Genomic DNA, 25,497 nt, shown 5'->3' with positions numbered 1-25,497 from the left:
GGAGGAAGTCTAGGGTCAGATTAATAATTCGCGTCGAAATACTGTTGCAGGATGATGGCGGCGGCGCGGTCGTCGATCACTTCACCGCGCTTGGCGGCGATGACGGCCGAGGAGTAACGCTCATCGACCAGTTCCACCGGCAGGTTGAAGCGGCCATGCACCTGGTTGGCGAAACGGCGGCAGCGCGCGCTCATCTCGTGTTCCGTGCCATCGGGATGGCTGGGCAAGCCCACCACGATGCGGCTGGCGCCCCATTCCCTGATCAGGCTATCGATGGCGGCAAACTTCGGCTCGTTCGCCGTGGCCGTGATCACGCTGAGCGGCTTGGCCTGGCAAATCATGGTATTGCCGATGGCCACGCCGATGCGTTTCAAGCCGAAATCGAAGGCGAGGATGGTGTCGATGGCGTCACTCGTCACAGCATTTTTCCATAATAAAGATCAACATAGGTGGTGCCAGAAACCGTAGCGAGCAAGCTCAATGTCGGGTTGAGTAGCGGAGCTGTACGAAGGTACAGCGAGCAACGGATGCCCGAAAGTGGGCTGCGCAGTAGGTTTATGGCATCCACCTCATGCGTGTCCGGCCTCGCTGGCCAGCATGAGGGGGTCGATGCCCAGCAACTTGATGGCCGCCACGTAGCGCTGCTCGATGGGGAAGTCGAACAGGATGTCGGCCGAGGCGCCTACCGTCAGCCAGCCGTTGCGGCCGATCTCGTCTTCCAGCTGGCCCGGGCTCCAGCCCGAATAGCCGATCGAGACCAGCATGCGCTCGGGGCCATCGCCCTTGGCGACGGCTTCGAGCACGTCGATCGACGTGGTAAACGCCACTTCATCGGTCACCGTCAGCGACGAGGAATAGCGCGCGCCCGGCGTGTGCAGCACGAAGCCGCGGTCATCCTGCACGGGGCCGCCGAACATGATCGGTTCGTTGATGATGGGCGTGTCGCTGCCGGCCGCCAGTTTCAGGTCGATGCGGTCGAACAGCACTTCCATGGTCATGTCGGTGGGCTTGTTGATGACGACGCCCAGCACGCCGTTTTCATTATGTTCACACACGTACACGACCGTGCCGCCGAAGATCGGATCTTGCATGGCCGGCATCGCAATCAGGAAATGGTTGGCCAGATTCAGGGTGGAGGAACCGGTCGCGGCCGGCTCTCCCACACCCTGCATCAGACGATGTCCTGGTAGAGTCTGGTCGATTTTACTCTTTTTCATACGCGATGCTCTCTCTGTGGGCTTGCTGGCAAGTCTCGCTTACCCCGCTATCGTACGCCTGGCACATCCTGCCGCGAATGCTGGGCGGCGGGAACCGTGTTGCCAGGCGCTATTCTTGTTATGTTATAAATTAGTTATCAATTTGCTGTGCCATGCGGCGACATCCTGCACGCTGAGTGACTTGCTTGATAGGAAACGTCGCTTTCCCTGCAAGCGCATTTCAATGCCAATTGTAAAATTGATTGCAAAATCGCTGTCGCACATAAAGCACCATGAACATACCCGGTAGTTTACACTGAATTGCCGCCGCAGCGACGCCAAAGGCACGACGCGAGCGGCCATAAAGCCCAGTTGGCGGCAAAAAATCGCCTATCTTTGACCCTGAACACGCGAAATAATGACAATCAAGACTTCCCTGGTGTGGTTCCGGCGCGATCTGCGCGCATTTGACCATGCTGCACTGCATCACGCCCTGCGCCAGAGCCAGGCCGTGCATTGCGTCTTCGTGTACGACACCGCCATCCTGGCAACGCTGCCGCGCCGCGACCGGCGGGTCGACTTCATCCATGCCAGCGTGGCCGAGCTCGCCAGCGAGCTGCGCCAGCTGGGCGGCGACCTGATCGTGCTGCACGCGGACGCGGCCGAGACCATCCCGCGCCTGGCCGCCGAGTTGAACGCCGACGCCGTTTTTGCCAACCACGACTACGAGCCGCAAGCGATCGCGCGCGATGCCGGCGTGGCCGCCGCGCTCACGCGCGACGCGCGCCTGTGGTTCAGTTTCAAGGACCAGGTCATCTTTGAAAAGGACGAGGTGCTGACGCTCTCGGCCAAGCCGTATACCGTCTACACGCCGTACAAGAATGCCTGGCTGAAGAAAATGCGCGCCGAACCCGCCTGCCTGGCGCCGTTCGATATCGAGCCGCATGCGGCCAGCCTGGCGCCGCCGCGCGCCGGCACGCCGGCCTCCCTGCCCACCTTGGGCGAGCTGGGTTTCGAGGCCAGCAACTTGGCCGAACTGGCCATCCCCACCGGCATGGCGGGCGCCAGTCAACTGTTTGAGGACTTCCTGCCGCGCGTGGCACGCTATGACGTGGCGCGCGATTTTCCCGCCCTGAAGGGGCCATCCTACCTGTCCATGCATCTGCGCTTCGGCACCGTGTCGCTGCGCTATCTGGTGCGCACCGTGGTCGACCTGATGGACCGTGGCAGTGGCGGCGATGGCGCGCCCGTGTGGCTGGCGGAACTGATCTGGCGCGATTTCTATGCCATGATTCTGTACCAGAACCCGCACGTGGAAGGCGGTGCCTTCAAACCCGCCTACGACGCCATCGCCTGGGAAACGGGCCCCGAGGCCGATGCCTTGTTTGCCGCCTGGTGCGAGGGGCGCACCGGCTATCCGCTGGTGGACGCGGCGATGGCGCAGCTGAACCAGACGGGCTACATGCACAACCGCCTGCGCATGGTCACGGCCTGCTTTCTGATCAAGGATCTGGGCATCGACTGGCGCCGCGGCGAAGCGTATTTCGCGCTGCACCTGAATGACTTCGACCTGGCCTCGAACAACGGCGGCTGGCAATGGGCCTCGTCGTCCGGCTGCGATGCGCAGCCCTACTTCCGCATCTTCAACCCCGTCACGCAGTCGGAAAAATTCGATGCCAGCGGGCGCTTCATCCGCCGCTACCTGCCGCAGCTGAAGGCGCTGGGCGACAAGGAAATCCATGCTCCCTGGCTGGTGCCGCGCATGCTGCTCGAGCAAAAAAACATCATGCTGGGGCGCGATTATCCGGAACCGCTGGTGCAGCACGACGAGGCGCGCAAGGAGACCCTGGAGCGTTATGAAGTGGTCAAAGTGGTCAAGTAAGGCCACCGGCTTCCTGTGCGGTGAACGGCGTCCACACCGACCGCCAGGCGCCGTGCGGAAGTTTCGCCTGCATGGAAAGGGATAGTCCGCCCGTCCCCAGCGGGTCACCTGGCTGCCATTGCGCAGTGTCCAACTGATTGTCGATGCTCAGTGCCCGCGCCCTTCCCACGTCGACATTGATCATTTCCCGCGTGTCATAGCCGACTTCCAGTATGGGGTGCAGCACCTTGCCCATGCCTGACAAATACAAGGTGTCGACATGGACAGCGGGTTTGTCAAAACGTTCGTACTGCCTCGTCGCGGCGGATTTGAACCCCTTGCCGATGGCGATGCCGATGGTGGCCGGACCGTCGCACCCCAGCAGCGCGGCGAGTGCCCAATAGTCATGATCGGCAATGACCAGCCTTGCCAGGCAGCGTTCTATCCATGCCGGCTCATCGGCTCTGAACGCATTCCAGTAGGGCTTCAGCGAGTTCTGCAGATAGCCCACTTCATGCAACGCCCCGACGAGGTTGATTTGCCTGTCGATGGAGTCGATATCCTGCAACAGATGGGCCGCGGCCGCGGCGACCGCATGCTCACCTTTGGCCATGGCTTTGTCTTCGAGTTTTTTCAGTTTGGCGTGAAGGCTCATTGTTTTCCTGATTTGGCGATGCACGCCTGTTATGGTTGCCGCGGTGTTTCGGCACCAGCCTCCGTTTGCAGGCGCTGCACTTCCGCCAGCAATTCCTCTTCCTGGAACGGCTTGCCGAAATACGCATTCACGCCCAGCTCGAACGCGTGCGCGCGGTGCTTGTCGGCGCTGCGCGAGGTAATCATGATGACGGGGATGGCGCGCGTCTTGTCGTCGCTGCGCACATTGCGCGTCAAATCAAAACCATCCATGCGCGGCATTTCCACGTCGACCAGCAGCAGGGCCGGCATGGCAGCCGGCTCCAGCGCATGCAGCTGTTCCAGCGCATCGACGCCATCCTTGGCCAGCAGCACCTGGTAGCCTTCGCGCTCGAACAGGCGCTGCATCACGCGGCGCACCGTCAGCGAATCGTCGACCACCATCACGCGCACGGCAGGCACGGCCAGCGCGCTGGAAGCGGCATGCTGCTCGCTGCTGGCCAGCGCATACTGCGCCAACAGTTCCGGATGGTGCTCCAGATGCTGTGCCAGCGCCACCGGATTGAGGATCAGCACGATGTCGCCCGTGCCCAGCACCGTGGCGCCGGCGATGCCCGGCATGCGCGCCAACTGCGGGCCCACGTGCTTGACCACGACTTCGCGGTTGCCCACCACGTCATCGACCTGCAAGGCCAGCCTGTCATTGCCATTCCTCAGTAACAGCACGGGCGCATAGCGCTGCGTGGCCTGCGCCGCCGGCGTCTCGCCCAGCATGGCCGACAGGTGGTGCAGCGCCAGCGACTGCCCGTGCGACTCGATGCGCCCGGCCGCCCGCACCTGCTCCAGCTGTTCGCCTTTCAGGTGCAGCACCTGCTCCACCAGCACCGATGGCAAGGCATACGTCTTGCCGCTGGCCGCCAGCAGCACCACTTGCGTGACGGCCAGGGTCAGCGGCAGGTGGATGGTAAAGCGCATGCCCAGGCCCGCCTGCGTCAGCGTTTCCACGCGCCCGCCCAGGGCCAGCGCTTCGGAGCGCACGATGTCCATGCCAAAACCGCGCCCGGCCAGTTCCGTCAGGCTGTCGGCGGTGGAAAAGCCGGGCGTGAAAATCAGTTCGGCCGCCTGCGCATCGGTCAATGGCTCATCCGTCGCCACCAGGCCGGCGCCGTGCGCCTTGGCGCGGATGCGTTCCAGGTCCAGCCCCGCGCCATCGTCGGAAAAGGCGATCGCCACTTCATTGCCCTGCTGGCTGACCTGCACCAGCAGCTCGCCCGTTTCGCTCTTGCCCGCGGACAGGCGCGCGTCGCGCGGCTCGACGCCGTGCACGATGGCGTTGCGCAGCAGGTGCTCGAAGGGCGCCGCCATGCGTTCCAGTACGCTGCGGTCGATTTCCACGCCGCCGCCGCGGATGTCGAGGTTGACGCGTTTGTCGACTTCCTTGGCGCTTTGCCGCGCCACGCGGAACAGCCGTTCGGCGATGCTGGCAAACGGCACCATGCGGATCTGCATCAGGTCGCGCTGCAGCTCGCGCGTCAGCCGCGCCTGCAGCACCAGGTCGTCCGTTACCGCATCGACGCTGTGGCTGAGGTTTTCGTGGAACGAGGCCACGTCGTTGACGCTTTCGGCCATCATGCGCGTGAGTTCCTGCAAGCGCGTAAAGCGGTCGAATTCGAGCGGATCGAAATCTCGCTCGCTGCCGACGGCCATGCGCGAGGCGATCTGCGATTCGGCCTGCATTTCCACTTCGCGCAGCTGGCGCCGCAAGCGCGCCAGGTTGTCGGAAAACTCGGCCAGCGAAGCGCCCAGCACGCCGACTTCATTTTCCATCTTGGAGCGCGTGATCGACACTTCGCCAGCCTGGTTCACCAGGCGGTCGAGGATATCGGCGCGCACGCGCACCAGGGCCGCCTTCGGTTCGGCGGCCGGCGTGTCTTCCATGCCCGGCAAGGGCAGCAAGGGCTGCTGCAACTGTTCGAACAGGTGCAGCGCATGGTCGTAGTGGGCCAGCAATTCCTCGAAGGCCTGCGGCGTGGCGGTACCCGCATGCAGCATGTTTTCGATATGCGTCTCGATTTCATGCGCATGCTGGCCCAGTCGCATGGCACCGGCCATGCGGGCGCTGCCCTTGACGGTGTGCAGGGTGCGCAGCAGCATCTGCGCCTGGCCACTGTCGTGCGGCTGCTGCTGCCAGCTGCGCAGCGCCTCGCCGATCTGCGGCAGCAGGTCGGCGCCCTCTTCCAGGAAGACGGACAATAAATCGAGATCGAGTTCATCGCTGATGCCGGCGCTCGCCGCCAGCAGCGCGGCCGCGTCGGCCGGCATGATGGCGGACGCCGGCGCTTCCGGCGCCGCGTGCTCCAATGGCGGCGCGTGCTCGAAGCCGGCGTCGAACAGGTCGTCGCCGATGCCGCTGTCCTGCATCGGCGCCGGTGCCGGCACTTCGGCAGCAGCCGGCTGCAGCGCGTCGGCGACGATGCTCGCATACGTCGCTTCGAACAGCGTCTCGAGCTGTGGTACAGGAATCTCGGCCAATGCGTCGGCCAGCGCGTCGGGTAGCGACTCCGCAGGCTGGGCCGGCGTGCCGACGATGCTGGCGTAGGCGGCCGCAAACAGGGCGTCGAGCCGGTCTTCCTGGCTCTCGCCGGGCGGCGCCGTCAAGGCGCGCCACAGGGTGTTGAGCGCTTCGATCATGTCCGGCTGCGTTGGCGCCAAATCTCCCAGCGCGAACGCCTGCAGCATTTGCCCGATGCGCTGCGTGGCCTGTTCCAGCACGTCGTGCTGTTCGGCGCGCAGGCCGGCCAGCGGCGGCACCACCGTCTCGATCACCGTTTCAAGTGCGTGCGCCAGGTCGCGCAGGGACTGGAAACCCACCGTGCCCGAGGTCCCCGCCAGCGTATGCACGGCTTGCAGCGCTTCCGCGCTGACGGCACGCTGTTCATGGCGCCACTCGCCGAAGTCGCGCGTGAGCACGCGCAGCAATTCATCCGTTTCGGCCAGGTAGATGTTGTACAAGGGAAGGCTGATGCGCAGTTCGCCCACGTGCTTGAGGTGATCGTCCGGCGCTTCGTGCAGCGTGGGCGCCGTGGCCAGGGGAAGTCCGATCACATTGCCATTGCTGGCCACGGGCGCGGCCGGGCGCGGCTTGCGCAATTCGAACGGGCCGCCTTCGCGCACGCGCTCTGCCGCCATCAGCAGCATGCCGGCCTCGCGCTCGCGTCCCGCTCCGCCTTCCAGTTCGGCCACCCATTCGCTGAGCTGGTACCAGCCGTAATTCAGCAAGGTGAACAAGTCGTCGCTGACGGGGCGCGCCTCGGCCAGCCAGGTGTTCATGACGCGTTCGATGGCGCCGGCCGCTTCGGCAAACTGCGCCAGGCCGATCATGCGGCTGCTGCCTTTCAGGGTATGGAACGAGCGGCGCAGCATGGCCAGGTGGTCGCCGCTGGCGGCCTGCTCTCGCGGCAGGGCCAGGGTGGTGTCGATAAAGGCCAGCACTTCGCGCGCTTCGGTCAGGAAGATGTCGAGCATCTCCGCATCGACATCGGTCACGGCGGGCGCGGCATCCATGCCGGCAGGCGCGGCGGGCGCCAGGGTCTGGTCGAGCAATGGCACCGGTACGGCACCGGCGGCGGCGACTCTCTCAAATGGCAGGGCGCGGAAGGTGCCGGCGGCGGCATCGAAATGGAAACGCCCGCTGGCCGCCTGCGCATTGCGGCCCAGCATATCGACAAAAAAGCCCAGCGCGCTGACATTTTGCGCGATCTCGTCGAGCGCCTCCGCATGCGCCTCCGCATTGGCGCCGCTACCGGCCAGCTGCCGCACGGCTGCGTCGACCTGCAGCACGGCGGCGCGCGCGTCTTCCTGTCCCAGCCCGGCCAGCTGCTGCTGCAACTGGCCCAGCACCGGCACGACGCCATCGAGTGCCCCCGCCGGCCGCAACGTATCCGCGTAATAAGCGTTGAGCACCTTTTCCACCTGGCGCAGACCCGTCTTCATTTCCTCGGCCAGCGCGGCCACCGTCTGGCCCTGTTCGATCTGGCGCGACATCTCGCCCGCCGTGACGGGCGGCGGCGCTTCGCCTGCCAGCAATGCCTGCAGGCGCGCGGCGATGGTTTCCGCATTGCCGGCAAAATCGTCGGGCAGGCGGCGCAGCTGCTCCAGCCCCGTGTCGGCAAACAGCAGCGCCATGCCGATTTCATTTTCCAGGGCCGCGCTGCGCCCGCTGGCCACGGCTTGCCGCGCCACGGCCGCGCATTCGCGCAGCAGGCTGGCCAGGGCCGGCTGCTTCAAGGACTCTACATGTGCGGCCACCTGTTGCAGCGACTCTTCGAAATCCGTGCCCAGGGCTGGATCGAGGTCGGCTTGCGCCAGACGGCTCCAGCTGGTGCGCGCCTGCGCCAGGGCCGTGCGGGCGCCTTGCAAGGCACCCTGGTCAACCTGGCCGTAGCGCCGCGTTTCCACGTCGGCGGGAACCTGCCCCTCCAGGGCGAAAGCGGCGCGCAGCTGGCGTGCCTCCGGCGTCGGCTCGGTGGCGGCCGCGATGAAGAACAGGGCGTCGCGCAGCATCGATTCGGGCAGGCTGGCCGTGCCCTGCGCCAGGCGGCGCAATTGCAGGTTGATCAGGCCGAACAACTGTTTGACATTGAGCGTGCCCATGCCCTCGCCGCTGGCCGCCAGCCCGGCAAAGGCCTGCATGGCGAACCAGAAGGTGCGCGCCGGCGCTTCCTGCTGCGCGTCGGCCACCAGGGTCAAGGTGGCGTGCAAGTCGCTGGCATGCTGGCGCCGCGCCGCGTCATCCTGCGCCTTCAGGAAGGGCAACAGGGACTTTTCAAAGCGTCCGCGCCAGGCCGGATAATCGGCCACCGGGGGCGCCTGCGCCAGCGCGATGGCATGCCCTTCCAGCATCGATGCCGGCGGAAAGAACAGGTCGGCCGGGTGACTGCGCTCGGCGCCCAGCATGCTTTGCAGGTCGCGGTAGTAGGGAAACAAACGCGTCGGCTGCGGCGGCGTGCCGGCCACCAGATCTTCCAGGTATTCGATCAGGGCCTGATACAGTTCGGCGACGACTTGCGCATGGTCCAGCGTGTATTCGAGGCTGCCGTCACGAAAGCGCGCCAGCGCCTGTTCCGCGCCGTCCGTCAGCAGGCTGGCGCCGGCCACGTCCACCATCACCAGCGCGCCATGCGCCTGGTGCAGATGCGAGCGTGCATGCTGCAGGGCCGTGGCGCGTTCCTCGCGCTCGCGGCCACCCGCCTCGAACAGGGCCGTTTTCGAGCGGCCCAGCGCTTCGCGGATTTCCACCATCACCCACGACAAAGGTTCGCTGTCGAACGGCTTGGACTGCTGTGGACTATCAGGTGTGCTCATGCATGCCTCGGTAAGGAAATCGCCTGGACTGGCGCGGCGTTCAGGCGGCGACGCGGAAGCGCGACACCGAATTTTTCAGTTCCTGCGCCAGCATCGACAGTTTATGGATCGATTGCGCCGTTTGCTGCGTGCCATCCTGGGTCTGCTCCGTCACGCTCAGGATATGCTGGATATTCAAGGCCACGCCGCTGGCCGAACCGGCCTGCGTGCCGGTGGCGAACGAAATGCCCTGGATCAGTTCTGCCAGGTGTTTCGACACCTGGCTGATGTCGTTCAAGGCTGCGCCGGCCGCGTCCGACAGGCGCGCGCCCTCGACCACGCCCTGCGTGGACGTTTCCATCGCCCGCGTCGCATCCTGGGTATCGGCCTGGATGGTGCGCACCAGCGCGCCGATCTGCTTGGCGGCGGCGGCCGAGCGTTCGGCCAGGCGCTGCACTTCCTCGGCCACGACGGAAAAGCCGCGCCCCGCCTCGCCGGCCGATGCGGCCTGGATGGCGGCGTTCAGCGCCAGCACATTGGTCTGCTCGGTGATGTCGGAAATGAGCTCGGTGATCTCGCCGATTTCCTGCGACGATTCGCCCAGGCGCTTGATGCGCTTGGACGTATCCTGGATCTGCTCGCGGATTTCATGCATGCCCTTGATGGCGTTTTCCACCGCCGTCGAACCCTGCTGCGCGGCCGCCACCGACTGGCGCGCCACGTCGGCCGAGACGCTGGCCGACTTCGACACGTCGGTAATCGCATTGGCCATCTTGACCACGGTGGCGCTGACGCCCTGGATTTCGCGCGACTGCTGCTGCGACGCGATCAGCAGCTTGCTGGAAATGCTTTGCGCCTGCGTCGAGGCGCGATTGACCTGTTCGGCCGTCGCCGTCACCCTCCCCACCAGGCCGCGCAATTCCTCCACCGTATAGTTGACGGAATCGGCGATGGCGCCCGTAATGTCTTCCGACACGGTCGCCTGCACCGTCAGGTCGCCATCGGCGACCTTCTGCAACTCATTCATCAGGCGCAGGATGGCCGCCTGGTTCTGCTCATTCCTGGCCTTCGCCTCTTCCTCTTTTCCCTGCGACTGGAGCCGCAGGATTTCCGCTTCCTGGCGCCGCCGCTCGGCATCGCGCGTGCGGTTGACGGAGTCCTGCAGCAGCACGCGGCCGATGCCGGCCGCCGCGATCAGGGTCAGCAACACCCCGCCGACCATCATCCAGAAGGCGATGCCCAGGGTTTCCTGGTTCACGTGATACATCTGCTGCAGCAGGGTCAAACGCTGGCGCAGGTCTTCGTTCTCGTTGAAGATCAGCTGTTCGGCGCTTTTCGCCGAACTGAATTTGTCGAGCCGGTCGAGTATCGACGACACCAGCTTCTGGTACGTGTCGAAACTGGCTTTCAACGCCACCAGGCGGTCGCGCAGTTCGGCGTCGCGCGTGGGCGCCAATTGCAGCGACACGCTGCCATTGAGCAAGCCTTCCACGGCGGTGCGGAAATACGTCGTGTCGCGTCCCAGCGAAAATGCCGTTTCCGAGCTGATGCTGCCCGACGACAGAAACTCGCTGGCGCTGCGGCTCATGCGCTGGCTCAGCATCATCAGGCGGCCGATGACGGCCAGGTCGCGCGCATTGCCGCCACGCTGCACCTTCAGGGCCGCGATTTCCTCGGTCTGCGCCAGCAGCGCCGGCGACAGCCCATTCAATTGCTGCAAGGTCTTGTCGAATTCGCCCAGCTCCGGCTTCAGGCGCAGGATGGTGCTGGCCGCGCGGTCGCTGCTGGCCCACTTCTTGCGCGCGTCGGCCACCGCCGCCAGCAGGGCGGCACGCGACTCGCCGATATCGCGGCCGTGATACGTCCCGCCGCGCAGCATCAGGCGGAAATCCTGGTTCAGTTCATTTCGGCTTTCCTCCAGCTGGCGGAAGGCTTCCGGATTACCTTGCACGGCGTTGGGCGCCGCCTTGCCGATGCGTTGCGAATGCATCAGCGCATCGCTGGCCAGCTGCGTTTGTGCCGAGGCGATATTGCCGCTGCGCGTGTTCAGCCCCACGAACAGCAGGCTGGCGGCCAGGCTCAGGGCCATCAGCGTCGACAGGATGCTCAGCTGCTTTTGCAGCGGAAAATGGCCGATCAGCGGCAGCTTCAAGTCGCTGACCGGCGCGCTGGCCAGCGACTTGCGCCGTCCCAGCGCGTCGCGCAGGCGCAGCGGCAGGTCTGCCGCCGATGCCGGCGCGTCCGCAGCGTGCTGCGCTTCGGGCATGCCGGCCGCCAGAATGGGGGAATTGGCGCCCATCAGCAAATATCCTTGTGGTCGGGGTAGCCGTCAAAGCCGGCATCGAGGAAGCGTTCCGATTGCGCCAGCTGCGCCAGGTCCAGGCGCAGCCACTGCTGCCCTTCGCTGTCGCGCAGCGCCTGCGCCGCCCACGATGGGAGCACACCCTGCGCCGCATCGTGAACGCGCACGGATTGCATCGCGCGCAACTGGCGCAAGCCCAGTACGCGTTCGACCAGCAAGGCGCAATTGAGGCCCAGACGGGGAGAAAACGTGATGATGCGGCAGTGATTGCCCGACACGCAAGCCGGCTCGCCCATGTAGCGGGCCAGGTCGACGACCGCCGTCAGGCGTCCGCGCATGGCCGCCAGGCCCAGGTACCAGTCCTGCGCCAGCGGCACGCCCTGGATCTGCACGCCGGAAGCAATGACGATTTCGCCCAGCTGCGTCAGGTCGAGCAGGCACGGCCGGCCACCGAGCATCACGCCCAGTTCCTTGCGCGCTGCCAGCGCGCCGCTGCGCGCGGCCTGTATCCGCTCGATCAATTGCAGCTGATACTGGCGCAAGCGCCCCTGCCGCGCGCCCGTCTCGAAAGATGGCATGGCAGCGGCAGGCGAAAGGGCCGCTGTGGACACGCCGTGACCTGGCATCGTGTGCATTTTCAGGAAATCGCGGCGATCTTGGCCAGCAGCTCGGCTTCGACCACCGGCTTGACCAGGTAATCGCGCGCGCCCTGGCGCAAGCCCCAGATGCGATCCGTTTCCTGGCTCTTGCTGGAGCAGATAATCACCGGCACGTCCTGCAGTTCGGGATCGCGCGCAATCGCGCGCGTGATCTGGAAGCCATTCGCACCGGGCATCACCACGTCCATCAGGATCAGGTCGGGCCTGGCCTGCTTGAGTTGCGCCAGCGCGTCGGCGCCATCCTGCGCCGTGAGGACGGCATAACCGGCACGCACCAGCATCTCGCTCAGGTAATAGCGTTCTGTCGGCGAGTCGTCGACGATCAGAATTGTGTGTATGGCCATCTGCTTCCTTGCTGCGTTGTCAATCAATAAAAACACTTATTCAAAATGCCCGGCCAGGTGCAACCGCACGGCCTCCAGCAGCGCCTCGCGCGCCAGCGGCTTGGCCAGGCAGGCGCTGGCGCCCGCCATGGCACCGCGCGCGCGGTCGAACAAGCCTTCCTTCGACGACAGCATCAGCACCGGCGTGGCGTGGAAGGCCGCACTGGCCTTGATCAGCGCGCAGGTACGGTAGCCGTCCAGGCGCGGCATCACAATGTCGCACACGATCAGCGCCGGCCGGCAGTCGGCGATCTTGGCCAGGGCATCGAAGCCGTTTTCCGCCACCACCACGCGATAACCGGCCTCGCCCAGGATCTTCGCGGCCGCGCTGCGTATCGTCGCGCTGTCGTCGATGACGAGTATCGTGGCGCTGGCGCACACGGCATCGGGCGGCGCCTCGGGCAAAAAGGGACGCGTCATGTGATTATTCGACAATCTTTCATACCATAGCACAGGCAGCCGCGATACCTGCGTGCGGCAGCGGCATCCCATGAATCTCGATTGATTACAGCGCCACCATCTCGAAATCATCCTTGCGCGCACCGCATTCAGGACAGGTCCAGTTCATCGGAACATCGGCCCAACGCGTGCCCGGAGCGATGTCTTCGTCGGGCATGCCGGCCGCTTCATCATAAACCCAGCCGCAAATAAGACACATCCACGTTTGGAATTGCTGCGTTGTTTCGTTGCTACTCACGTTCTGCCACCCTTCAATCAAGTAAAATGCTGAATTAGGTATCTTAATCTACCCGCCGTGCAAAACCAAACTTCTCCCCTCATATTAAGCTTCGGCGTGTCCGATCCGGTCGGTGCGATCGGCATCCAGGCCGACCTGGCCACGTTTTCAGCCTTCGGCTGCCATGGCCTGTCCGTCACCACGGGCCTGTTGATCAGCGATACGGCGCGCGTGGAAGACGTGCAGGCGGTCGACCCGGACTGGATTTCCGACCAGGCGCGCGTGCTGCTGGAAGACATGTCCGTCTCGGCCATCAAGATCGGCGCGCTGGGCAGCGTGGAAAACGTCACGGCCATCGCCGAAATCGTCTCCGACTATCCGAACGTGCCGCTGATCCTCGATCCCTTCATTTCGGCGCTGCCGGAACAGGGCATGGACGATGAAGACATCCTGACGGCCGTGCGCCAGCTCCTGATCCCGCAAACGACCCTGCTGGTGCTCTCGCCGGTGGAACTGGAGCGCCTGGCCGAGACCTGGCGCGACGCCGATCCGGACGACACCCTGCAAAACGACGTCGACTACCTGGTGGCCCTGGGCTGCGAATACGTGCTCGTCACCGGCATGCCGGCCGATGCCAGCAAGTCCGGCACGGCCGAAGGCAAGCTGCGCGCCAACACCCTGTTCGGCGAGGACGGCGTGGTGCGCCACGACGAATGGCAGCACCTGCCTGGCATCTTCAACGGTGCCGGCAGCACCCTGTCTGCCGCCGCCACCGCCCTGCTGGCCCTGGCGAACGATGAAGACGATGTGCCGCAGGTGGTCGTGGCGGCGCAGGAATTCACGGCCGGCGCCCTGGCCCACGCGCAGCGCCACGGCATGGGCAAGCTGGTGCCGAACCGCCTGTTCCGGCAGCAGCGCCAGCGCGGCGCCCAATAAGTACAGACGACACAGACAACGATCCACTTTCAAGGCACGATTATCATGACGACGACTTCACAAAACGACATCCTGTTTGCCCGCGCACAAAAAACCACGCCAGGCGGCGTCAATTCTCCCGTGCGCGCCTTCCGCTCGGTCGGCGGCACGCCACGCTTCATCACGCGCGCCGAAGGCCCGTACTTCTGGGACGCGGACGGCAAGCGCTATATCGACTACATCGGTTCCTGGGGCCCGGCCATCGTCGGCCACGCCCATCCGGAAGTGGTGAAGGCGGTGCAGGATGCGGCCGCGCTGGGCCTGTCGTTCGGCGCGCCGACGGAAGGCGAAGTGCTGATGGCCGAGGAAATCACGCGCCTGGTGCCGTCGATCGAACAGGTGCGCCTGGTATCGTCGGGCACGGAAGCGACCATGAGCGCCCTGCGCCTGGCGCGCGGCGCCACGGGACGCGACAAGATCGTCAAGTTCGAAGGCTGCTACCACGGCCACGCCGACTCGCTGCTGGTGAAGGCTGGCAGCGGCCTGCTCACCTTCGGCAACCCGACGTCGGCCGGCGTGCCGGAAGATTTCGTCAAGCACACCCTGGTGCTCGACTATAACAACGTGGAACAGCTGAAAGACGCCTTCGACAGCTTCGGCGCGGAAATCGCCTGCGTCATCGTCGAACCGGTGGCCGGCAACATGAACCTGGTGAAAGCCACGCCGGAATTCCTGCAGGCGATGCGCGAACTGTGCACGCAGCACGGTGCCCTGCTCATTTTCGATGAAGTCATGTGCGGCTTGCGCGTGGCCCTGGGCGGCGCGCAGGCGCTGTACGGCATCAAGCCCGATCTCACGGCGCTGGGCAAGGTGATCGGCGGCGGCATGCCGGTGGCGGCCTTCGGCGGCAGCGCGGCGCTGATGCACAACATGGCGCCACTGGGCGCCGTCTATCAGGCCGGCACCCTGTCCGGCAACCCGGTCGCCGTGGCGGCCGGCATGGCCACCTTGAAACTGATCCAGCAGCCTGGCTTTTACGAGCAGCTGGGCGCCACGGCCAGGCGCCTGGCCGAAGGCCTGACCGCCGCCGCGCAAGAAGCGGGCGTGGTCTTCTGCGCCGACTACATCGGCGGCATGTTCGGCATCTATTTCAGCGCCACCCCGCCGACCAGCTACGCGGAAATGATGGCGGGCGACCGCAGCAAGTTCAACGCCTTCTTCCACGCCATGCTGGACGAAGGCGTGTACTTCGCGCCCGCCGCCTTCGAGGCAGGCTTCGTCTCGGCGCAGCACGATGACGCCGTCATCGACGCCACCATCGCCGCCGCGCGCAAGGTCTTTGCCAAGCTCGCGTAAAGTTACACCGCCGCGGTGTCCATCACCGCGGCCACCAGCGCCGGCAGCCTGGCCATGTCGTTGAACACGACATGCGCACCGGCTGCCTTCAGGCGCGCTTCCTGGCCGGGCGCGATATGCCCGCCGCCGATAAACCCCAGCACCGTCATGCCCGCCGCCACGGCCGCAGTCACGCCCGTGACGCTGTCTTCCAGCACCAGGCACTGGCCTGGCGGCACGCCGAAGGCGGCAGCTGCCGCCAGGTAGACGCCCGGATGCGGCTTGGCGTGGCCCACCAGGTCCGGCGTAAAGACGCGCTTGTCGAACAGCGGCGCCATGCTGGTCCGCTCGAGCGCCGACAGCACGCGCGCGCTGACGCTGTTCGAAGCGACGGCCTTGGGCAGGGAAATGGCTGCCAGCGCCTGCGCCACGCCAGGCACGGCGCGCAGCTGCGCGTCGCAGGCCGCATCGACGGCGTTGCCGATGGCCATGATCTCGTCGGCCGGCAATTGCGGCAAGCCCAGTTCCTTGTAGATATCCTGCATCAGCGGCACCAGGCGCTGGCCCAGGCGCGGCTCGATCAAGCCTTGCAGGGTGACGCCCTCGGGCAGGTTCTGCAAGCGCGGTCCCAGCAATTCCAGCAGCGCTTGCAGGGCCACGGCTTCGCTGTCGATCAGCACGCCATCGCAGTCGCTGATCAAATGGGTATAGCGCAGTGGGGTGGTGGCGGTATCAGGCATGGACTCTCCAGAAGGCAACAGTGACGGGAAATGCGGCGGCCAGCCGGCCAAGGCAGGCATCGCAACGATCATAGGTGGAACAGGCGGACGCTACCACGCAGAAAACGTCTGAATGACGATACTTTTCTGCAAAAGGCAGCCAACGGGGGAAAGAATCGGGCGCCAGGCAGGCGTCGACGCGTAAATACCAATTCAATACCACGCAATACCAGTGATTATCGCTGATTTTTGAATTCGCTGCGTTCGTCTTGAAACCGGGACGCGGAAAGCGCCCCGGCGATGCGGTTTACTTCAGCCAGCCGCGGTGGCGGAAGTACAGGAACGGTGCGATGGCGCTGGTGATCATCAAGCCCCAGGCCCATGGATAGCCGAACGACCATTCCAGTTCCGGCATCAGCTTGAAGTTCATGCCGTATACGCTGGCGATCAGGGTCGGCGGCAGGAAGGCCACGCTGGCCACCGAGAAGATCTTGATGATCTTGTTCTGGTTGATGTTGATGAAACCGACGGTGGCATCCATCAGGAAGTTGATCTTGTCAAACAGGAACGAGGTATGGCCGTCCAGCGATTCGATGTCGCGCAAAATCTGCCGCGCTTCCTCGAACTGCTCGGAATTGAGCAATCGGCCGCGCATCAGGAAACTCACGGCGCGGCGCGTATCCATCATGTTGCGGCGGATACGGCCATTCAAATCTTCCTCGTGGGCAATCGCATTCAGCGCTTCGGCCGCGTGCGCATCGGTAAATTCCTTTTGCAGCACGCGCGTGCTGACTTCTTCCAGGTTCTGGTAGATGCCTTCGAGCACGTCGGCCGAATATTCGGCATCGGTGGCGTACAGGTCGAGCAGCACGTCCATGTAGTCGGCAATCGAGCCGGGCCGCGAACGGGCGCGCATGCGCACCAGGCGGAACACGGGCAAGTCGTCCGTATGCATGGAAAACAGGATCTTGCGGGCCAGGATGAAGGCGACCGTGATGACGCGCGAGGGACCATCGTCCTCTTCGCGCAGGAAATCTGTGCGCAGGTGCAAGTCGCCGTTTTCCGCTTCGTAATAGCGGGCCGACGCTTCAATATCCTTGACTTCGTCTTCGCCCGGCAGGGTGACGTTGTAGATGGCCTTGACCCAGGCCCGTTCATCATCGGTAGGGTCGGTCAGGTCGACCCACACCGGTTCGGCATTTTCGAGGTCTGCGCGGCTGTCGATCGGCACCTGGTTGAGCCGGCCATTCTGTAATACAAAGACATTGATCATGCGCGCTCTCAGCCGGATGTTGGGTTATCGTGATGTGCTGGCGCTGGCGCCAAAAATGAAAACAGCGCAAGTGTACCCGCAAAGGCCTTTTCACGACCACCCCCGGCACCGCTTTTTCACGGAAAAAGTGCGGCGTTGCACCAACCGGGCCGATTAAGATGCTGCGCCGCAATAGTGCCAATCAGGCAGCTTTAACTTTATACAAAGAAAGCCGGCTGCCATCAAGGCAGTTCCGCCGCTCCCATGCGGCGCAGGATCACGCCCGTACGCCGGTTCAGGTAGCCCGTATCGCGGTGACGGTCATAAAAGCGGGGGTTCGGCAGCATCACGGCCAGTTTTGCCGCCTGCCCGGCGCTCAGGCCCGCCGCGCTGACCCGGTAATAGTGGCGCCCGGCCGCCTCGGCGCCGAAGATGCCCGTGCCAAATTCCACCACGTTCAAATAAATCTCGAAAATGCGCTGCTTTTCCATCAGGCTTTCCAGCATATACGTGATGATCAGTTCCTGGCCCTTGCGCACATAGCTGCGCGAGCCGGACAGGAACAGATTCTTCGCCAGCTGCTGCGTGATGGTGGAACCGCCCGCCACGACCTTCTGCTTCTTGCTATTTTTTTCATATGCCTTTTGCAAGGCTTCCCAGTCCACGCCTTCGTGCTCGGAAAAATTCGCGTCTTCCGAAGCGATGATGGCCCGTTTCAGGTTGTTCGAGATGCGGTTGTACGGCACCCACGTCTGCTTGATCGTGGCGTTGGGATTCTTGTCCTGCAAGACAGACAGCTGTTCGCGCATGAAAGCCGTGCTGGACGGGTTATGCTCGACCCACCACCAGATTTGCAGGAAGAAATACAGCTGCACGACGATAAACGCCAGCACGGGCACGATGAACAGCCACTTGATCCAGCCGTAGCGGCTGCCGCTGCGGCGCTGGCCCTTCTTGCCGGCGCTCACAGGGCACTGCGCAATTGCGCCAGCAAATCCTGCGTCTGCGGCCGCACGCCGCGCCACACGTAAAACGCTTCAGCCGCCTGCTCCACCAGCATGCCCAGGCCGTCGCGCACCTGGGCGCCATGCTGCGCGGCAAAGTCCATGAAGACGGTGGGCTGGGCACCATACATCATGTCCAGCGCCAGCGTGTGATCGCCGAAGATTCCCGGCGGCACGGGCGGCAAGTCGCCCGCCAGGCTGGCCGAGGTGGCATTGATGACGATATCAAAGACGCCATCGGGCTGCGTGTAGCCGCCGGCGCGCAACTGAGCGGGTTGATCCAGCGCATCGGCAAACTGCATCAGCAGCGCCTCGGCCGTGGCCACGGTGCGGTTGGCAATGAAGATTTCCTGCGGCCCCTGTTCCAGCAAGGGCAGCACGACGCCGCGCGCCGCGCCGCCCGCGCCCAGCAGCAGGATGCGCTTGCCGGAGACACTCACGCCCGCGTTGCGCACGATGTCCGCCACCAGGCCCGCGCCATCGGTATTGTCGCCAAGAATGGTATCGCCATCGAAACGCAGGGTATTGACGGCGCCGGCCGCTTGCGCGCGCGGCGTCAGCTCCGTGGCCAGCGCGCACGCGTCCAGTTTGAAGGGCACCGTCACATTCGCGCCCTTGCCGCCCTCGGCGGCAAACGTACGGGCCGCCAGGGCAAAGCCATCGAGCGGCGCCAGGCGGCGATCGTAGACGATGGGTTCGCCCGTCTGCAGGGCAAACGCGGCGTGGATCAGGGGGGACTTGCTGTGGGCGATGGGATTGCCGAAGACACAATATTGATCGGGATTCATTTCTTGCTTGTTCAATTGCTGCCGCCAGTCAGGTTAGCTTCCATTTTTTCTTCGCGCGTAAATTTGAAGCGGGTAATGACGACCCACAGGTCATCCTTATCACTTGACAACATGTTTGGTGGAAAACGGCCATACGGCGCCGCGCGGCGCACGATGGCCAGGGCCGCCGCATCGAGCGCGGGGTTGCCCGAGCTTTTCTCTACGCGGGCGCCGCCTTCCTTCTGGTAAATCGTGCCATCCTGGAAGATGGGGATGTAGACAACCAGTTCGCCATACATCTTGCGGCCATTCTTTTGCGGGAAATTCAGGGTGCCGATTTCCTCGATGCGCTTTTGCAAGGTCTTGTAATACATGGCGTAGCCGACTTCCTGCGTGCTGGGCGTAATGAAAGTCTTGCGCGGACGCTTGTTCTGGTCTTCCACGGTCTGGCTGATCTCGGCCGCCATGCGCGCGATGGCCTTGCTGCTTTCCATCAAGTCCGAACCGGATGCGAGCGGATTGGGCTTGTCTTTTTCCGTGACGGGCGCGGCGCTGTAGGGCGTCGGCCTGGCCGCCTGCGTCAGCAGCTCCTGCTGCTTCTGCTCGAGTTCGGCAATGCGCCGGGCGCTGGCCTTGACGCTGTCGCCCTCTTCCACCTGGCGCATGTCGGGCAAGGGCGACTTGGCGCGGCCCTTGTCGGCTTGTCCGCCACCGTCGAGATTGGCTTGCGCCAGGGCATCGGCCTTCAGCGGCTTGTTCGCATGCTTGGCGTTGACCAGGATCACTTCCAGGCCGGGATCGGTAGCCACAGCCCGCTGCGGGGCCGGGGCGACAAAATGCATCGCCAGCAAGGCGCCGTGCGCCAGCAGCGATACCGCCACGGCAATCATCAGGAAACGATTCTCTCGGAAAGACTTCACGCGCAACCCAATTCGCAACAAACACACCATAACAAGATGGCTGAATTCTACGTCAAAGGGCGGTGCCGGCAACAGTTTTCAGCACCGCCTTGATGGCCTGACGACGGCCTTACTTGACCTCGGGTTCGCTGACCACGTCTTCGCAGGCCAGTTCCGCCACTTCCGCATCGGCGTCGCTGACCTGGTTCGCCGCTTCCGGCGATGCCTCCGGTGCCACGTCGCCCTCGTCGGTGCCTTCGTCGCCCGATTCTTCTTCGTAATCCAGTTCGGCATCGGCCGCCGCATCCGGTACGGCGGCGATTTCCAGCAGGCGCGCTTCGATACTCAGGTCGACCTCATCCCAGCGCAGCAAGTCCAGTTTTACCTGGGCGCCGCGCGCCACCGATGGCATGCCCGGCAGCTTGATGACCAGCGGAATGTCGACCAGACGCAGGATCTCGTCTTTCAGCACGACGGCCTCGACCTGGCGCGCGTTTTCCTGGTGCAACCAGCGCAAGCACCAATAGCGTTCCATGTTCGACTGGAAATCGCCATACGCGGCATACGCAGCGTCGAAGGCCGAAACGATGGCGAACAGATTCGCATCGCGCGGCTTGAACGGGGCCACCAGCGGCGCCGTCACGCCATGCTCGGCGCAGGCGATGATTTGCCACTGGTTCACCAGGTCCGTATAGCGGCGCAACGGCGAGGTGCTCCACGCGTATTGATCGACGCCCAGGCCCTGGTGCGGCGCCGCATGGGTGACCATGCGCACCTGCATCTTTGCCGCCCAGCTATTGCCACTGCCACCGCCCTGGCTGCGATAGATGCCGGGCACGCCATGGTCGTGCAGCATCTTGCCCCAAGTACTGTTGGCAAAAATCATCAGTTCCGCGACGATCTTGTCGAGCGGCGCGCCACGCTTGCGGCGCGCCACGGTGACGATGTCGTTTTCCACATAGAAATTGAAATCGACGCGGTTATTCTGTTCCGGCTTCAAGCCGAACGCTTCGCGTTTCTTCATGCGGCCCTGTTCCAGCTGCTGCGCCCATTGCCACAGCACGGCAAAATCGGCCTTGTGCGGGTATTCGCCTTCGCCGCTGGCCAGGGTTTCCTCGTTGACCAGGTCATCCAGCTGGTTATGGCGCAAATTGCTGGCAATCGGCACCAGCTCGGCGCGCGTCTGCGTGCTGACCACGGCCCAGTCCGCTTTCGGGTCCAGCGTGGCGTACAGTGAAAGGGCCGGGCACGTCGTGCCTTCCGCGAGGGTGAACGCGTTGACGATTTCGTCCGGCAGCATGGTGATCTTGTCGCCCGGCATGTAGACGGTCGACATGCGCTGGCGCGCCATCTTGTCGACCACGTCTTCCGGGCGGATGCCCAGGCCCGGCGCGGCGATGTGGATACCGACTTTCACGGTGCCATCGGGCAGCGGCTGCACGGAGAAGGCATCGTCGATCTCGGTCGTGGTCACGTCGTCGATCGAGAAGGCGGCCACATCGGCCAGCGGCAGCTTGGCCGTCACGGACGGCACGGGCACGCTCGGGAAGCCGGCGCCTTTCGGGAAATTCTCGAAGAGGAATTTCGACAGGTGCAAATCTTTCGGCGAAGCAATACCGCCGACAGCCAGCATCAAACGCGGCGGCGTCGTGTGCAATTCCGTGCACGCCGCTTCCAGCGCCTTGTATTCGATGGTGTTCTTGTCCGGCTTGAACAGCAGCTGCAGCACCATGGGCTGCATCGAGGCAGGCAAGCGGTTCTGTTTCAGCTCTTCCACATAGGCGGCTTGCACCAGCGCCTGCTGCTTTTTCTTTTCGATACCGGCCAATGCCGCCTTCAGCGACGCTTCCGGCGCCGCCTTGTAGCGGCCACGGCCTTTCTTGTAGAAATACACGGGCGCCGAATGCAGGGCCAGGATCAGGCCGGCCGCTTCCGGCGGCAACGGTGCGTGGCCGAAATACTCGGCGCCCAGCTCCGCAAAGCCGAACTCGTCTTCACCCGCCACTTCCCACAGGAAATCGAGGTCAATCTCGGCAGCAACGGCCTTGGCTTGCTCCAGCAGCTCGGCAGGGGACGGCTTTTCATACTGCAGCAGCACATCCTTGACCTTGACCTTGGTACGCTTGCCGCTGGCCATTTCGACCTGGTACGCTTCACCCGCTTGCGACAGGACCGTGCCGACCTTGAAATCGCCGGATTCTTCAAAAAATAGATTCATTGTTATGCTTTGTTTATTAATGTGTCGGTTGCAACGGTGCGAGTGACGGACGTCAACTCCAGCACCGCCGGCAAAAATACTTCTGTTACCAGCAGCAATCCCTGGTGACGCTGGTACAGGCAGCGGCGGGCAAAAAACAGCGCCTGCTCGCCGGCGCGCTGCCCTTCCAATGCCAGCGCCGCCTGCGCCCGCTGCACCAGCGGGTGGCCGGCGCGCAAGCGGGCAAATTCCAGTTCGCCGCGCCGCACCATGCGGTCGCCAAACAAGGTCGTGCCCAGCGAGCGCTCGCCCAGCGCGGAAAACAAGGGCCAGTCCGTGGCCGTCGCCTGCATGGGCACGACGGTATGGCCAAACACGGCCGGTTTGTTATCACAACGCAACAGCACTTCGCGTTCCCATACCCGTCCCGCGCGGTGCAAACCAATGATGGCGGCCTCGTCCGTCAAACAGCGCGATGTTTTCTGATGCAAACATTGCACGCGAAACGCCTGGCTATGCGCTTTCAGCTTGGCCGTCAGCGACCCGCCGCCCGTGAGCCAATGGCGCAAGGCCGGCGGCGCATTGACGGCGTTCACATGCGCATGCCATTGCGCCTGCCGCAGCGACCCCGGCCTCACTTGGCCGCGTCCGCGTCGATGCCGCAAAAGGCCAGCACGGGCGCCAGATATGCGGCAAATTCGCTGATGCCATGGTCGCTGCCATCGATGACGCACTGCTGCGCCCCCTGATAATGCGCCACCATGTCGCGGTAGTCGAGTACTTCATCGCCCGTGGCGGCAATCAGGAAATAGCGTTGCGGCTCAGTAATTTTCTCTACGGCAAAGGTTCGCAGCTCGTCGATGTATTCACGCTTGAACTCGAATGGCTTGTCCGAATGGAACTCGGTCGTCACGCCCACATGCTGTTCCAGGTCGATCAGGGGCACGATGGCAGGGTTCAGCAGCACGGCGCGGCAACCGAGCTGCTCCGCCAGCCAGGTGGCGTAATAGCCGCCCAGCGAGGAGCCGATGATCGTCAGGTCGGCCGGCGCCACATCCTTGACCAGCGACAGGGCCAGTTCGATGGCCAGCTTGGGCGAGGCCGGCAATTGCGGACACAGCCATTCGGCCTCGCGGCCCAGCGCCTGCATCTGCGCGGCCAGCAGGCGCGACTTCATCGACAGGGGCGACGAGCGAAATCCATGCAGGTACAGAATCATCGGCCCAGCGCCTCCAGCAACTTCTGGTGCACGCCGCCAAAGCCGCCGTTGCTCATGACCACGATCTGGTCGCCGGGACGGGCGCTGGCGGCCACGGCGGCCACCAGGGTATCGATGTCTTCGTAGGCGCTGGCAAGCTTGCCCAGCGGCGCCAACGCGTCGCCCAGGCTCCAGCCCAGCGCGGCATGGCTGCCGAAACCGAAGACCAGGTCGGCATCCTTGAGGCTGCCCGGCAGCGCATCTTTCATGGCGCCCAGCTTCATGGTGTTCGAACGCGGTTCCAGCACGGCCAGGATACGGCCGCTGCTGCCTATCTTCTGGCGCAGCCCGCCCACGGTGGTGGCAATGGCCGTCGGGTGGTGCGCGAAATCGTCGTACACGGTAATGCCGTTGACCACGCCGCGCACTTCCATGCGGCGCTTGACGCTCTCGAAGCTGGCCAGCGAAGCGCAGGCCTGGGCAATCGGCACGCCCACGTGGCGCGCGGCGGCGATGGCCGCCAGCGCATTGCTGCGGTTGTGCTTGCCCGTGAGCGCCCACGCCACATGGCCTTCCTGCCGGCCATTGAAATACACGTCGAAGCTGCCATCGGCCTGCTCTTGCAGTTGCCAGTTGGCATCTTGACCAAAACTTTCCTTTTCACTCCAGCAACCGCGCGCCAGCACCCGCTGCAGCGACGCTTCGTCGCCGTTGAACACGAGGCGGCCAATGCCGGGCACGGTGCGCACCAGGTGATGGAATTGCGTCTCGATCGCGTGCAGATCGGGGAAGATGTCGGCGTGATCATATTCCAGGTTATTCATGACGGCCGTCTTCGCGTGGTAATGCACGAACTTGCTGCGCTTGTCGAAGAAGGCCGTGTCGTATTCATCGGCTTCGATGACGAAGAAGTCCGAGTCGGCGCTCTTGCCGTCGATTTTGCCGCTGAGGCGGGCGGAAATGCCAAAGTTCATCGGCACCCCGCCGATCAGGAAGCCCGGCGCGTAGCCCGCGTCTTCGAGTATCCAGGCCAGCATGGCCGAAGTTGTCGTCTTGCCATGCGTGCCCGCCACAGCCAGCACCCACTTGTTGCGCAAGATATGTTCACCGATCCACTGCGGGCCGGACACATACGGCAGGCTGCGGTTGAGGATTTCTTCCACCAGCGGGTTGCCGCGCGAAACCACATTGCCAATCACATACAAATCCGGGTTCAGCTTGGTTTGTTCCGGATCAAAGCCCTGGATCAGTTCGATTCCCTGCGATTCCAGCTGGGTGCTCATCGGCGGATACACGTTGGCATCGCAACCAGTGACTTTATGGCCGGCTTCCTTGGCCAGGACAGCCAGGCCGCCCATGAAGGTACCGCAAATGCCGAGAATATGAATATGCATGTGATCAGTGCGAAAGGTGCACGCTTAAGTAAGTAAGACGGTGAGATAAAAAACAGCAAGTGCAGGATTTTACCTGACGCCATGACTTTTTCCGCTTCGGAGTATCATCTCGCTCATGACAAACGATGCATTTGACGATAGCGCGCAGTTGCGCCTGGAAATCGCTGCCGCTGCCGCGCGCCTCGTGGCGCAGGATGGCGCCGACTATGGCAGCGCCAAGCGCAAGGCGGCGCGGCAAGTCCTCGGTGACGCGCCGAACCTGCCCAATATACTGCCTGACAACGACATGATCGAAGAACAGGTGCGGCAATACAATGCCCTGTTCCTGGCCGACAGCCAGCCGGCGCGATTGTTCCAGCTGCGCACGATCGCGCTGCAGGTGATGGAAGCGTTACAACAATTTCATCCCCTGCTCAGCGGCCCCGTGCTCAATGGCACGGCCGGCCCCCACGACGAGATCTATTTGCAGCTGTTTGCCGAGAGCGCCAAGGAAATCCACATCTTCCTGCTCAATAAAAATGTCGTACTCGACATGTCGGAAAGCCCGCATTTCAAGGGAGCGCGTTATGATGCGGTCGAGACAGCCAGTTTCTTGTGGAAAAACGAAGGCGTGCACGCGGCCCTGTATGAGCTCGACGATATGCGCGGCGCGCTGAAAGCCAAGGCGGACGGCAAGGTGCTGCGCACCGATATCGCCGGGCTGCGCAGCCTGCTGGCCGCCAGCCTCGCCGATGGCGTGCCGGCTGCCGACTAACATTGATATA

General features: G+C 63.8%; 23 protein-coding genes. 5 read left to right on the top strand and 18 right to left on the bottom strand.

Going from position 1 to position 25,497, the window contains the following annotated elements; translation table 11 throughout:
• Positions 1–20: 20 nt before the first annotated feature.
• Both ruvX and IGS58_RS02705 read right to left on the bottom strand, forming a co-directional pair.
• Positions 21–404 (bottom strand): Holliday junction resolvase RuvX, encoded by a 384-nt coding sequence (gene ruvX / locus IGS58_RS02710; RefSeq protein ID WP_070256114.1) that lies wholly within the window; start codon positions 402–404, stop codon positions 21–23.
• A gap of 165 nt (positions 405–569) precedes the next feature.
• Positions 570–1,172, bottom strand: a complete 603-nt coding sequence (locus IGS58_RS02705) for a YqgE/AlgH family protein (protein WP_034746689.1) — start codon at positions 1,170–1,172, stop codon at positions 570–572.
• Between the two features lie 442 nt (positions 1,173–1,614).
• Here IGS58_RS02705 and IGS58_RS02700 point away from each other — a divergent pair, with 442 nt between their 5' ends.
• A complete protein-coding gene (locus tag IGS58_RS02700; RefSeq protein ID WP_230520607.1) occupies positions 1,615–3,078 on the top strand; it encodes a cryptochrome/photolyase family protein in 1,464 nt (487 codons plus the stop codon).
• Here IGS58_RS02700 and IGS58_RS02695 read toward each other — a convergent pair.
• The 7 genes from IGS58_RS02695 to IGS58_RS02665 all read right to left on the bottom strand — a co-directional run bounded on the left by IGS58_RS02695 (position 3,071) and on the right by IGS58_RS02665 (position 13,035).
• Positions 3,071–3,712, bottom strand: coding sequence for a hypothetical protein (locus tag IGS58_RS02695; protein ID WP_230520606.1), 642 nt, complete (start codon positions 3,710–3,712; stop codon positions 3,071–3,073). The two genes, IGS58_RS02700 and IGS58_RS02695, sit on opposite strands and share 8 nt — an antisense overlap.
• 29 nt (positions 3,713–3,741) lie before the next feature.
• Complete coding sequence (locus IGS58_RS02690; protein ID WP_230520605.1) at positions 3,742–9,054, bottom strand: hybrid sensor histidine kinase/response regulator; 5,313 nt, start codon at positions 9,052–9,054, stop codon at positions 3,742–3,744.
• Between the two features lie 40 nt (positions 9,055–9,094).
• Positions 9,095–11,332 carry a methyl-accepting chemotaxis protein gene (locus tag IGS58_RS02685; RefSeq protein WP_034780233.1) on the bottom strand — a complete coding sequence of 746 codons (2,238 nt, stop codon included), beginning with the start codon at positions 11,330–11,332 and terminating at the stop codon, positions 9,095–9,097.
• The gene (locus IGS58_RS02680) at positions 11,332–11,913 is read right to left on the bottom strand and encodes a chemotaxis protein CheW (RefSeq protein ID WP_070256117.1); all 582 of its coding nucleotides are present in this window, start codon (positions 11,911–11,913) and stop codon (positions 11,332–11,334) included. The genes IGS58_RS02685 and IGS58_RS02680 overlap by 1 nt, the downstream gene beginning before the upstream one ends.
• Positions 11,914–11,972: 59 nt before the next feature.
• A complete protein-coding gene (locus IGS58_RS02675; protein WP_034780235.1) occupies positions 11,973–12,338 on the bottom strand; it encodes a response regulator in 366 nt (121 codons plus the stop codon).
• A gap of 36 nt (positions 12,339–12,374) precedes the next feature.
• The gene (locus tag IGS58_RS02670; protein ID WP_070255929.1) at positions 12,375–12,797 is read right to left on the bottom strand and encodes a response regulator; all 423 of its coding nucleotides are present in this window, start codon (positions 12,795–12,797) and stop codon (positions 12,375–12,377) included.
• An 85-nt stretch (positions 12,798–12,882) separates the two neighbouring features.
• Entirely contained in the window at positions 12,883–13,035 is a 153-nt protein-coding gene (locus IGS58_RS02665) for a rubredoxin (protein ID WP_034780237.1), read from the bottom strand.
• 96 nt (positions 13,036–13,131) lie between these two features.
• Here IGS58_RS02665 and thiD point away from each other — a divergent pair, with 96 nt between their 5' ends.
• On the top strand, positions 13,132–13,989 hold the full coding sequence (gene thiD, locus IGS58_RS02660) for a bifunctional hydroxymethylpyrimidine kinase/phosphomethylpyrimidine kinase (protein ID WP_442908351.1): 858 nt from the start codon (positions 13,132–13,134) through the stop codon (positions 13,987–13,989).
• 45 nt (positions 13,990–14,034) lie between these two features.
• Positions 14,035–15,324, top strand: a complete 1,290-nt coding sequence (gene hemL, locus IGS58_RS02655) for a glutamate-1-semialdehyde 2,1-aminomutase (protein WP_230520603.1) — start codon at positions 14,035–14,037, stop codon at positions 15,322–15,324.
• 2 nt (positions 15,325–15,326) lie between these two features.
• On the opposite strand, the gene IGS58_RS02650 is transcribed toward hemL, so the two are convergent.
• Positions 15,327–16,043, bottom strand: a complete 717-nt coding sequence (locus tag IGS58_RS02650; protein WP_230520602.1) for an HAD family hydrolase — start codon at positions 16,041–16,043, stop codon at positions 15,327–15,329.
• Between the two features lie 286 nt (positions 16,044–16,329).
• A complete protein-coding gene (corA, locus tag IGS58_RS02645; RefSeq protein ID WP_034746658.1) occupies positions 16,330–17,295 on the bottom strand; it encodes a magnesium/cobalt transporter CorA in 966 nt (321 codons plus the stop codon).
• Between corA and IGS58_RS02640 the strand changes: the two genes are divergently transcribed.
• A complete protein-coding gene (locus IGS58_RS02640; protein ID WP_161789554.1) occupies positions 17,294–17,452 on the top strand; it encodes a hypothetical protein in 159 nt (52 codons plus the stop codon). The two genes, corA and IGS58_RS02640, sit on opposite strands and share 2 nt — an antisense overlap.
• Before the next feature lie 64 nt (positions 17,453–17,516).
• On the opposite strand, the gene mtgA is transcribed toward IGS58_RS02640, so the two are convergent.
• The 7 genes from mtgA to mpl form a co-directional block, all read right to left on the bottom strand.
• Positions 17,517–18,242, bottom strand: a complete 726-nt coding sequence (mtgA, locus tag IGS58_RS02635) for a monofunctional biosynthetic peptidoglycan transglycosylase (protein ID WP_070255932.1) — start codon at positions 18,240–18,242, stop codon at positions 17,517–17,519.
• Positions 18,239–19,066: a shikimate dehydrogenase gene (aroE, locus tag IGS58_RS02630; protein WP_230522186.1), complete on the bottom strand. Its 828-nt coding sequence runs from the start codon at positions 19,064–19,066 to the stop codon at positions 18,239–18,241. The genes mtgA and aroE overlap by 4 nt, the downstream gene beginning before the upstream one ends.
• A gap of 11 nt (positions 19,067–19,077) precedes the next feature.
• Positions 19,078–19,935 carry an energy transducer TonB family protein gene (locus IGS58_RS02625; protein WP_034780245.1) on the bottom strand — a complete coding sequence of 286 codons (858 nt, stop codon included), beginning with the start codon at positions 19,933–19,935 and terminating at the stop codon, positions 19,078–19,080.
• A gap of 139 nt (positions 19,936–20,074) precedes the next feature.
• Positions 20,075–22,162 carry a ribonuclease catalytic domain-containing protein gene (locus tag IGS58_RS02620; RefSeq protein ID WP_230520601.1) on the bottom strand — a complete coding sequence of 696 codons (2,088 nt, stop codon included), beginning with the start codon at positions 22,160–22,162 and terminating at the stop codon, positions 20,075–20,077.
• A gap of 2 nt (positions 22,163–22,164) precedes the next feature.
• The gene (locus tag IGS58_RS02615; protein ID WP_070281552.1) at positions 22,165–22,779 is read right to left on the bottom strand and encodes a chorismate--pyruvate lyase family protein; all 615 of its coding nucleotides are present in this window, start codon (positions 22,777–22,779) and stop codon (positions 22,165–22,167) included.
• Complete coding sequence (locus IGS58_RS02610) at positions 22,776–23,360, bottom strand: YqiA/YcfP family alpha/beta fold hydrolase (protein WP_099389029.1); 585 nt, start codon at positions 23,358–23,360, stop codon at positions 22,776–22,778. The genes IGS58_RS02615 and IGS58_RS02610 overlap by 4 nt, the downstream gene beginning before the upstream one ends.
• On the bottom strand, positions 23,357–24,733 hold the full coding sequence (mpl, locus tag IGS58_RS02605; RefSeq protein ID WP_268989810.1) for a UDP-N-acetylmuramate:L-alanyl-gamma-D-glutamyl-meso-diaminopimelate ligase: 1,377 nt from the start codon (positions 24,731–24,733) through the stop codon (positions 23,357–23,359). The genes IGS58_RS02610 and mpl overlap by 4 nt, the downstream gene beginning before the upstream one ends.
• A gap of 115 nt (positions 24,734–24,848) precedes the next feature.
• Here mpl and IGS58_RS02600 point away from each other — a divergent pair, with 115 nt between their 5' ends.
• Positions 24,849–25,487 (top strand): hypothetical protein, encoded by a 639-nt coding sequence (locus tag IGS58_RS02600; protein WP_034780250.1) that lies wholly within the window; start codon positions 24,849–24,851, stop codon positions 25,485–25,487.
• Positions 25,488–25,497: the final 10 nt, after the last annotated feature.

It is taken from the genome of Janthinobacterium sp. EB271-G4-7A (assembly GCF_020858075.1).
GTDB lineage: Bacteria > Pseudomonadota > Gammaproteobacteria > Burkholderiales > Burkholderiaceae_D > Janthinobacterium > Janthinobacterium lividum.
This window is presented reverse-complemented; position numbering and strand designations above follow the sequence as displayed.